Source organism: Rheinheimera sp. (assembly GCF_020217005.1).
Lineage (GTDB): Bacteria > Pseudomonadota > Gammaproteobacteria > Enterobacterales > Alteromonadaceae > Pararheinheimera.
The window spans coordinates 1-10,000 of sequence record NZ_JAIWOI010000141.1; the positions used below are offsets into that span (position 1 = coordinate 1).

General features: G+C 46.4%; 10 protein-coding genes, 4 tRNA genes and 1 other RNA gene. 10 read left to right on the forward strand and 5 right to left on the reverse strand.

Features of this window, described 5'->3' with window-relative positions; translation table 11 throughout:
• On the reverse strand, positions 1-484 hold a 484-nt coding region (locus tag LDL40_RS06840), incomplete at its 3' end, for a UPF0149 family protein (RefSeq protein WP_300994471.1).
• 103 nt (positions 485-587) lie between these two features.
• Between LDL40_RS06840 and LDL40_RS06845 the strand changes: the two genes are divergently transcribed.
• The 5 genes from LDL40_RS06845 to serA all read left to right on the forward strand — a co-directional run bounded on the left by LDL40_RS06845 (position 588) and on the right by serA (position 4,099).
• Complete coding sequence (locus LDL40_RS06845; RefSeq protein ID WP_300994472.1) at positions 588-893, forward strand: cell division protein ZapA; 306 nt, start codon at positions 588-590, stop codon at positions 891-893.
• Positions 894-919: 26 nt separating this feature from the next.
• Positions 920-1,103, forward strand: a non-coding RNA gene (ssrS, locus tag LDL40_RS06850) — 6S RNA.
• A 266-nt stretch (positions 1,104-1,369) separates the two neighbouring features.
• Positions 1,370-1,960, forward strand: coding sequence for a 5-formyltetrahydrofolate cyclo-ligase (locus tag LDL40_RS06855; protein ID WP_300994473.1), 591 nt, complete (start codon positions 1,370-1,372; stop codon positions 1,958-1,960).
• 116 nt (positions 1,961-2,076) lie between these two features.
• Entirely contained in the window at positions 2,077-2,733 is a 657-nt protein-coding gene (rpiA, locus tag LDL40_RS06860) for a ribose-5-phosphate isomerase RpiA (protein WP_300994474.1), read from the forward strand.
• Positions 2,734-2,872: 139 nt separating this feature from the next.
• A complete protein-coding gene (gene serA, locus LDL40_RS06865; protein WP_300994475.1) occupies positions 2,873-4,099 on the forward strand; it encodes a phosphoglycerate dehydrogenase in 1,227 nt (408 codons plus the stop codon).
• 64 nt (positions 4,100-4,163) lie between these two features.
• Here the strand turns inward: serA and LDL40_RS06870 are convergent, their stop codons facing one another.
• A complete protein-coding gene (locus tag LDL40_RS06870; protein ID WP_300994476.1) occupies positions 4,164-4,943 on the reverse strand; it encodes a YdiY family protein in 780 nt (259 codons plus the stop codon).
• Between the two features lie 156 nt (positions 4,944-5,099).
• Positions 5,100-6,509 carry a glutamate--tRNA ligase gene (gltX, locus tag LDL40_RS06875; protein WP_300994477.1) on the reverse strand — a complete coding sequence of 470 codons (1,410 nt, stop codon included), beginning with the start codon at positions 6,507-6,509 and terminating at the stop codon, positions 5,100-5,102.
• Positions 6,510-6,693: 184 nt separating this feature from the next.
• Here gltX and LDL40_RS06880 point away from each other — a divergent pair.
• The 5 genes from LDL40_RS06880 to LDL40_RS06900 all read left to right on the forward strand — a co-directional run bounded on the left by LDL40_RS06880 (position 6,694) and on the right by LDL40_RS06900 (position 9,256).
• Positions 6,694-6,769, forward strand: a tRNA-Val gene (locus LDL40_RS06880).
• 57 nt (positions 6,770-6,826) lie between these two features.
• Positions 6,827-6,902 (forward strand) — tRNA-Val (locus tag LDL40_RS06885).
• A gap of 38 nt (positions 6,903-6,940) precedes the next feature.
• Positions 6,941-7,016: transfer RNA gene (locus tag LDL40_RS06890), tRNA-Val, on the forward strand.
• 186 nt (positions 7,017-7,202) lie between these two features.
• Positions 7,203-7,278: transfer RNA gene (locus LDL40_RS06895), tRNA-Val, on the forward strand.
• Positions 7,279-7,639: 361 nt separating this feature from the next.
• Positions 7,640-9,256 carry a response regulator gene (locus LDL40_RS06900; RefSeq protein ID WP_300994478.1) on the forward strand — a complete coding sequence of 539 codons (1,617 nt, stop codon included), beginning with the start codon at positions 7,640-7,642 and terminating at the stop codon, positions 9,254-9,256.
• A gap of 14 nt (positions 9,257-9,270) precedes the next feature.
• Here the strand turns inward: LDL40_RS06900 and LDL40_RS06905 are convergent, their stop codons facing one another.
• Complete coding sequence (locus tag LDL40_RS06905) at positions 9,271-9,726, reverse strand: DUF2919 family protein (protein WP_300994479.1); 456 nt, start codon at positions 9,724-9,726, stop codon at positions 9,271-9,273.
• Positions 9,719-10,000, reverse strand: a 282-nt coding sequence (locus LDL40_RS06910) for a BRCT domain-containing protein (protein WP_367304303.1), incomplete at its 5' end; no start/stop codon positions are given. The genes LDL40_RS06910 and LDL40_RS06905, both read right to left, overlap by 8 nt.

The following is a 10,000-nucleotide window of genomic DNA, read 5'->3' on the forward strand; positions in this document are numbered from 1 at the left end:
GGAAGTAGGACTCTTCGTTACTTTCTGCGCTGTTGTCGTCTACTGCAAATACGTCAATTTTGGTGATTTCGGTCAGTTCTTCTATTGCGTCTTTCACATCGGCAGAACAAAGCGATAAATCGTTCTGCTGAATGGCAAAACCCACTAAAAAAGACTGAGTCCATTCCACCATAGCTTCCAGTCGTTCTGGCAAGGAATCGTCATCACCGGGCAGCAATAATGCAAAGGAATAGTCGGTCTGTGCCAAAGATTCGGACGTTTGCATAATTAAATCAGAAATATCTGCTTTAACAGGCGCAGATAAGGCTTGTCCGTCATTTAAGAAGTCGTGCAGAACTGGTAATATCTTTGCAGGTTCTGCGCTCACACCAGCACTGAGTAAGCCTGCGATCAAGCCATGTACTTCGGCGGCCGACGCCATCAGGTAAGATTGATCCAGCAAACTGGTCCAGTGATCGTAAGATTTAAAACTTTCTGTCGTCATAATTTTTCGGCCCAAGCGACTTTTCAAGGCAGCTATCCTACCATTTGCTGGTTCTACCCGCCAACAGATGGACGCCCCAATCGCAGGCCCAGAGGTATCTATCATGCATTTACGTAAATTTCGCCCTGTTGACCCTCCACCAGCTGAAGCTGTGGTGAAAAAACCTGTCTCCAAACCTGCTGCCAGTACAAAACCTAAGCAATTGACCATCTCTGTGTTAGGCCGGGTACTCAAAGTGTCCTGCCCTTTAGGTGAAGAACAACGACTGCAGGCAGCCATAGATGAGCTGGAACAACGGGTCGCCAGTACAAAATTTAAGCCAGGCGTGCATATGAATGAAGATGTTTTGTTAATGATTGCGCTTAATTTGTGCAATGAGCTGGTAGAAGTGAAAAAGAAGGCGGAATAATCAAAAAGCCGATGTTATACTTAGGGCGTTCTCTGGGTTGTTAGTGATTAGGTAGATGTCCCTGAGCCGATAATTGTTTTTTTAAAGGGGCTCTTTTTTGTTGCTTTTGTGCAGGCTCGGCTCGTACCGAGAAGCCTACGGTGACAACTGACTCCCGCCTTGAACCTTAGGTTCAAGGGCTAATACCTGACACGGCAATTCGGAGAACCTTTTTATCCTTCGTACTTGAAGCTGCAGCTTTGTTGGCGTCCCTATTTATCCCTGCATTGATTTACACACCCAACGGACGAGGCAAGCCTCGCCCCTACAAATCCTCATCACGCTGCAAATCAAATTCCTTGCCCAACTTTAGATTCATTCTGGATATAAATTGTAGGGGCGGGTCTTGTGCCCGCCCGTTTCGAATTCAAAACCTTTGCAGCTAAGTCTTTCTGTTTTATAGTCCAGCTTATTTTCAAAACCTTAGGTTCTGTGTTTTGACTTCACGCCAACAGCTTCGCCAGCATATTCGTAGTTTGCGCCGCTCTTTATCTGCAGAGCAGCAACACCAGGCCAGTCTGGAGTTAGTGCAGCAGCTATTGCCCCGCCCTGAGGTACAACAAGCTCAGCACATAGCTTTATACCTGACCAATGACGGTGAGCTGGACACTACAGCGCTGATCCAAGCCTTATGGCAACAAGGCAAGACCTTGTATTTGCCACTGTTGCATCCCGTCGTACCAGGTTATCTGGTGTTTCAGCTTTATACTCCGGATACCCAATTAAAACCCAATCAGTTTGGTATAGGCGAGCCGGAGTTGAATTGCAGTCTGTTACGCCCTGTCAGCCAACTGGATCTGATATTTACACCTTTGGTTGCTTTTGACTCGCAAGGTCAGCGTTTGGGCATGGGCGGTGGTTTTTACGACAGAACCTTAAGCCAATTGGATTCGGCTACAACAAAACCACAGCTGATTGGCTTAGCTCATGATTGTCAGCAAGTAGACGCAGTACCCGTCGAAGCCTGGGATATTCCGTTGCCAGCGATTTGCACGCCAACCAAATTCCGACGTTTTAGTGAACAATAAGTAAATACTAAAATTCTTTCAGCTCTTTTGCCTTTTGCCTCTTTTGCCCGATCCCCCTTTTCGGCTACTATCCATCTGTATGGCTAAACGCATTAAAACTAGAAACGGTACCCTCCATGACGCAAGATCAGATGAAAAAAGCCGCTGCCTGGGCAGCCTTAGATTATGTAACAGCTGGCACTATTGTAGGTGTGGGCACTGGTTCTACCGTGAATCACTTTATTGACGCGCTGGCTACGATCAAAGATCAGATCAAAGGTGCGGTATCCAGCTCTGTGCAATCTACTGAAAAAATGCGTACTTTAGGTATTGCGGTACTGGATTTAAACGAGGTTGAAAGTTTTGCCATTTATGTCGACGGTGCAGACGAAATCAATCCGCAAAAGCATATGATTAAAGGCGGTGGCGCAGCGCTGACCCGCGAAAAAATTGTCGCAGCAGTGGCTGAGAAGTTTGTTTGTATTGTCGATCAAACCAAACAAGTGGACGTACTGGGAAGATTCCCTTTGCCTGTTGAAGTAATCCCCATGGCCCGTGCTTATGTGGCACGCGAGCTGGAAAAGTTAGGCGGTCGCCCGGTGTGGCGTGAAAACGTGGTCACAGACAACGGCAATATTATTTTAGATGTGCATGGCCTTAGCATCACAGCACCAGAACAATTAGAACAACAAATAAACAACCTGGTCGGCGTAGTCACCAACGGTATTTTTGCCCGTCGTGCGGCAGATATAGTTCTGGTCGGTACTGCCGAAGGCACAAAAATCTTAAACTGAGCTTGTCGTACTTGAAGCCGCAGCAGAAAAAACGGGCAGGGATAAATCCAGCCCCTACTCGTAGCGCTGCAACGCCAATTACTTAGAGCCAGAATCAAGTGAATCGAATTTAAATTGCAACAAGTTAAAGAGAAGTAAAATGGAAAAATTTTCGCTGCCCAAAGACAAGATCAAAATCCTATTACTGGAAGGTTTACACCAAAGTGCGGTGCAGAGCTTTAAGAATCAGGGTTACAGCAACATTGAGTATTTAAAAACCTCTTTGGATGAAGCTGAGCTGATTGAAAAAATCCGTGACGTGCACTTTATTGGCATTCGTTCACGCACTCAGTTAACCGAAAAAGTACTGGACGCCGCCACTAAACTCGCCGCTGTGGGTTGCTTCTGTATCGGCACCAATCAGGTGGACCTAGACGCCGCTTTGATGCGGGGTATTCCGGTATTTAACGCACCTTTTTCCAATACCCGCTCAGTGGCTGAACTGGTGTTAGGCCAAATCATTATGCTGCTGCGTGGTATTCCTGAGCGTAATGCCGCAGCGCACCGTGGTGTCTGGCAAAAAACTGCAACTCAGTCTTTTGAAGCCCGTGGTAAAACCTTAGGTATTATCGGTTACGGCCATATTGGTACTCAGCTGAGCATCATGGCGGAAAACATCGGTATGCGAGTGCAGTTTTACGATATCGAAGACAAGCTGGTATTAGGCAATGCCACCCAAGTTGATTTTGGCACTTTGCTGAAAACTTCAGATGTAGTGACTTTGCATGTGCCTGAAACAGCTCAGACCAAAAATATGATCGGCGAAGCTGAACTGGATCTGATGAAACAAGGCAGCATTTTGATCAACGCTTCACGTGGCACTGTGGTCGATATCGATGCTTTAGCAGCTGTGATGAAAGCGAAAAAACTGGCCGGTGCTGCTATTGACGTATTCCCGGTGGAACCGACCAGCAACGATGAAGAATTTCTGTCGCCACTGCGTGAATTCGACAACGTGATCCTGACGCCACATATTGGTGGTTCTACTCAGGAAGCGCAGGAGAATATCGGCTTTGAAGTGGCAGGTAAGATGGTGAAATACAGCGACAACGGTTCTACCCTGTCAGCGGTGAATTTCCCGGAAGTGTCACTGCCAGAACACAAAGGCCGTTCACGTTTACTGCATATCCACAAAAACCAGCCTGGTATGCTAACCAAAATCAACGAAGCTTTTGCCAAACACGGCATCAACATTTCGGGTCAGTATCTGCAAACCAATGCCGAAATTGGTTACGTAGTGATAGACATAGATTCATTGGACCACGAACTGGCCCTGAATGAGCTGAAGGCGATTCCTGGGACGTTACGCGCCCGCGTCCTCCATTAACTAAAAATGGGGTCAGATCACATTAGTTATGCGTAACTAATGTGATCTGACCCCATTTTCATTGTTAGAACGAGTAGACGATAGAAGCTGCGGTTTCAGAGTCTGTGCTTTTCTTATCTACGCCTACATCTGAGTCGTACTTAATGTTCAGGCTTAAACGCAACGCCAGCTCGTTATTGATTTGTGCTGTGACAGCGCTGCGGCTGGTATAGCTGGTGTTATGACCATCTAATGAAATAGCGTATTCCAGTGTTTGTTTAAACTTGCTGGTTTCCGAGAAGTGATATTCGAAGTTACCAGCGGCATACCAAATCATACCTGAGTTACTTTCGCCTTCTGAGGGTCTGTCATACGCGACACCAGGACCAGTCTCGAAGTCTAAATAATTCTCGCCTGCTTCGTATAATCTATTGGCATAACCCACAGCCAGGGACGATTGTTCGCGGAAAGCACCAAAACGGTCATTTAAATAAGCGGCCCGGCCGAATAAACTGCTGTCTGAGCGGAAAAATTTATAGTTACTTTGCGCCGTAATACCCACACGCTGGCCAGTAGTATTGTCTTCTTTTTCGCCTGTAGCGCTGTTGGTTTGGGTATTTCGCTGCAACAAGGTTTGGATATAGTACTTGTTACGGAAATCTTCCAGTTCGTGTTTTAACTCTGCGTTGGTGCGCACTGCAGTAGCTTCAGTGTTACCACGGCTTAGTACCACTCCCACTTCAACATCCCCACCCCAAGGCGGAATAGTGGCTTCTGCTTCGCCATGTTTTTTCTGAAATTCCTGTGCCTGAACAGAGACTGCTGAACACAACAGTACAGCTGACAATGCGACTACTAAACGCATGTTGTATAACCCTTCTTAAAAAATGAACATCATTTTGACAGTTGCAAATGAATGCAGCCTTGCTGAAACAAGTTGGATGCGAGACGGGCGGGGATAAACCCATTCCGACATCGCATTTAACCAGAGACGGGCGACCCTAAAGGTCGCCCCTACGGACTATTCGCCAGCTCTGTTGCTGATATACTCCAGCGCCATGCTGATGCGCTTTAACACACGATCTTTGCCAATCAGAGCCAGTGTCGCATCCAGTGCTGGTGAGTTACCACCACCTGTGACAGCTACACGTAAAGGCATACCAACTTTACCCATGCCTAAACCTAAGCTTTCAGCAGCATCGTTGATCGCTTTGTGTAAAGCCTCAACCGACCAATCATTCAGCTCTGCCAGTTTAGTTTGAACAGCAACCAGAGGCTCTGCAGCCACAGGGCGTAAGTGTTTTTTCGCGGCGTTTTCTTCAAACTCGCTGAAGTCTTCGTAGAAATAACGACTGACTTCTACCAGTTCTTTTAAGGTTTTCACCCGCTCTGCCTGCACTTTCACCAGTTCCGTCAAAGCCGGACCTGCGCTGATATCCAGCTTCTGATCGGCCACATGCCAGGCCAAATGGCTTGCCACATAGTCTGGAGCCAGCGTTTTCATATAGTGCTGGTTTAACCAAATCAGCTTGTCAGTGTTGAAGGCCGAAGGAGCGCGGTTACAGTTGCTTAAATCAAACAACTGAACTAATTCTTCTTTGCTGAAGATTTCCTGATCGCCATGAGACCAGCCCAGACGCACTAAATAGTTGATCAGCGCTTCTGGCAGGAAACCATTGTCGCGGTATTGCATCACGCCAACAGCACCATGACGTTTTGACAGACGTTTGCCATCGTCACCTAAAATCATAGGCACGTGAGCATACTTAGGAATTTCAGCGCCCAAGGCCGCCAGAATATTCATCTGACGTGGTGTATTGTTGACATGGTCGTCACCACGAATAACGTGAGTGATGCCCATCTTCCAGTCGTCGACCACAACAGTCAGGTTATAGGTTGGTGTGCCGTCACTGCGGGCAATAATTAAATCGTCCAGCTCAGCATTGGCAATTTCAATACGGCCTTTGATTAAATCGTCAATCACTACTACGCCATCCAGCGGGTTTTTGAAGCGGATCACATAAGGCTTATCTGTTGGGTGGTCCGTACGATCACGCCACATACCGTTGTATTTTGGCTTTTCACCAGCAGCCATTTGCGCTTCGCGCATTGCATCTACTTCTTCTACAGTACAGAAGCATTTGTAGGCTTTGCCTTCAGCCAGCAGCTGAGCGACCACTTCCTTATACAAATCAAAGCGTTTGGTTTGGTAATAAGGGCCCGCGTCATAATCCAGTCCCAGCCATTCCATACCTTCTAAAATGGCATCCACAGATTCCTGAGTGGAACGTTCTAAATCTGTATCTTCTATACGAAGGATAAAAGTACCGCCGGTTTTACGAGCGTGCAGCCAGCTGTATAACGCTGTACGGGCGCCACCAACGTGCAGATAACCTGTAGGGCTTGGCGCGAAACGAGTAACTATAGACATAACAAATCCACTGAAGGCCAAAAAATTGGGCGCTATTGTACCAATGCAAAGCAGTGATTGCACGGCCGAAGCTACAATGCAGGAAAAGATTTAACTGACTACTTTTACAGCATACAGTTCACAAAGCTAAAAATATTATTGACACAAAAACCGAGCCCCCTATAATGACGGCCGACCACACGATGGATGCTTAGCTCAGCCGGGAGAGCATCGCCCTTACAAGGCGGGGGTCACTGGTTCGATCCCAGTAGCATCCACCATCTTTTTGAAATTCTCCAAGAGATGTTTAAATCGTTGTAGTCATGTTGTTATGCCCAGGATGCTTAGCTCAGCTGGGAGAGCATCGCCCTTACAAGGCGGGGGTCACTGGTTCGAACCCAGTAGCATCCACCATCTTATTAGATGTCCAAGTGTAACAATGAATAGTCCCAGGACGCTTAGCTCAGCTGGGAGAGCATCGCCCTTACAAGGCGGGGGTCACTGGTTCGAACCCAGTAGCGTCCACCATCTTTTTAAAGAGCGCATCGCCGCACTTTACAAAGAACAGGCTGTGACTGGATTAAACCCAGTAGCGTCCACCATCTTTTTAAAGAGCGCATCGCCGCACTTTATAAAGAACAGGCTGTGACTGGATTAAACCCAGTAGCGTCCACCATCTTTTTAGATGCCAATGTGTAACAAAGAATAGTCCCAGGATGCTTAGCTCAGCTGGGAGAGCATCGCCCTTACAAGGCGGGGGTCACTGGTTCGAACCCAGTAGCATCCACCATCCCCTTTTCCCCTTTAAAGAAAATCATCGCTCTCTTTACACAAGACCAAGGCGAACTGGTTCGAACCCAGTAGCATCCACTATCTACCTTCTACCTTTTTGATAAATACCGCACTTCTTCGGCAAAAAAATATCGTTTTTATGGACTGGCTTAAAACTCAGGACCTGGGTCCAACAAAAATTCACTAATATCTTGTTTTTAATCATTTTTAATATTTTGTTTTTAGCACTTTTTCGCTTATTAATAGTTTTTCCTAAATCAGAAAAGCAGGAACCCTTGAATTCATTTAAAAAATTTACAGCTTTTTAGTTTTTTAATGGCTATATTTGATAGAAATGATAAAAGGTATCTCATTCATTTATGGCAGTAAAACTTAATAAGGACATTCAGATACTGGTTGTAGATGAGCAGCCTTTAACTCAGAACTACTTACGCTATGCGTTGGAGACTCTGGGTTATCCGGGTTTTCATTATGCTGAAAATTCTGCTGCCGCCTTAACTTTGTGTCGTGATAAAGCGTTCGACTTGATCATTTGCTCCTTTAATTTAAATGGCAAAGACGGCTATCAACTCTATCAGGAGCTGAAGGTCCGTAACTTATTTCGCCATTGTACCGGCTTCATTTTTATCAGTGCCGAGACAGATCCAAGCCTGGTGCATAGCGTTCTGGAGTTACAGCCTGACGAATTTATGGTGAAACCTTTTGCTATCAAAGATTTAAAATCCCGCATCGACCGCACAATACGACGTAAAAACTTATTTCGTCCTTTGTATAGCCTGATGGATGAGAATAAAACAGATGCCGCCCTAAAGTTGCTGGATCAGTGGCAGAAACAGGGCTATCAGCCTAAGTACAACAGCATGTTGTTAAAAATAAAAGGCGAGATACTGCAGCAAGCAGCACGCTGGACCGAAGCCGAGCAGTTTTACAGTAATCTGGTTCACAACGAGAGTCTGAATTGGGTAAAGCTTGGATTAGCACGCTGTCTTATTCAACGGGAACGTTACCCTGAAGCCACGGCTTTGTTGCAACCTTTACTGCAAAAAGCGGATATGAAACTGGCAGCTTTGGATTTGCTGTCAGACATACATCTGCAGCAGCAAATGTATAAAAAAGCTTTGGCAGACCTGCTGCAAGCCACAGATATGGCCCCGCGAAACTTGCTACGCCAACAAAAACTGATGCATTTATCACGCTTAAATCATGATTATGAGCATCAGTTTAAGGCAGCCAAAGACTTACTGCGGTTTGCCCGTTTTTCTGTGTATGAACAACCAGATCTTTACCTGAATCTGGCTCGTGCTTCTATCGATTACGCCTTAAGTGTTGATGAAGACGAGCAAACCAGCCGATTATCCAAAGTCGCGAATGACACTTTAACCAATATGCGCCAGATGTTTCCCGAGCAACCCAAGCAAGAGCAACAAGTGGTGGTGCAGGCTCGTATTTATTATCTTAAGGATCAGGTTGAAAAAGCGAAACAGCTGCTCTTGGCCCTGGAGAAAAGCTCTGCGGCACAAGATGCTGAGGATATTCTGGATAAAGCCAAAGCTTTGCATGAAGTTGGCTTATTAAGTAGTTCACGGGAGTTACTGAAGCAACTAACACAAGACGAGAACAAGCTGAAACAGGCAGATCCTGTTTTTATAACTTACCTACGCCAGGAGCAACAGGAACGTGAAACCCTACCTATGGGGCCAAGAGAATTCAACAACAATGCGGTGCTCTTGTACGAAAAAGGTCAATGGCATCAAGCTCTGAATGCTTTTATACAGGCTTTTAAGATTATGCCTGGCAATGCGGGTATTGCCTTAAACTTGCTGCAGTCGTTGCGTTCAACTGAAAATATTGATCCGTCAATTCAGACCGAACAACTGCGTTTGCAATGTGAGGTTATGCTGTCGAAAGCCAAACTAAACCAGGAACAGCAAAAACGTTGGCAGCAGTTACAAGGCCAGCAGAAAATTGCGATTTAACCCGCCAAAGGCCGTTAAGGCCATTCCGTCACCACTTGCTTCATGGCTGCATTGGTCAGCAGCCACCATAAACTCAGCACCAGCAGCACGGGCGAAATCAGCAACCAGGGGGCTTTGAGCATCACATAGTTGGGTAAGTGGGTCAGACTATGCACTAAATCTATAGCAACCACAGCCAGCAGGATCCAGCGGCTTTGACGCCAGATCCTGAACCAACGCTGATGTCCTTTGTCTTTGCGCTGGCTCAGCGCCGCCACTACCAGCAATAGAGGTGCACAAATCAGACAAGCTGTTAAGAAGTCATCACTTTTTGGGTAAACAGCAGCCAGTAATTTGTCGCCCCCTTCAGGCATAGTCAGTACTAAAATCCACAGAATATAGGGCCTTAACACTAATAACAGTACTGCATAAAAGCGCAATGGTATCCGGGTCAGGCCATACTTATCGAGTAAAGGATAGAACTCAGACATTTGTGTTTAGCCCATGCTGTGCAAAGAGATCAAGCATCTGCTGCTCAGTCCAGACCGGGACTGACAACTCTGTTGCTTTCGCCAGTTTCGATCCGGCATTATCCCCCGCTATCACTGCATAAGTTTTTGCCGAAACAGAGCCTGATACTTTGGCTCCCAGGCGTTGCAGTTTTTCTTTGGCCTCATCGCGGCCCATACTGATCAAAGTACCGGTCAATACTACTGTTAATGCGGCTAAAGGCTGTTCACCCTGTTGCTGTTTTTCAATAGCGGG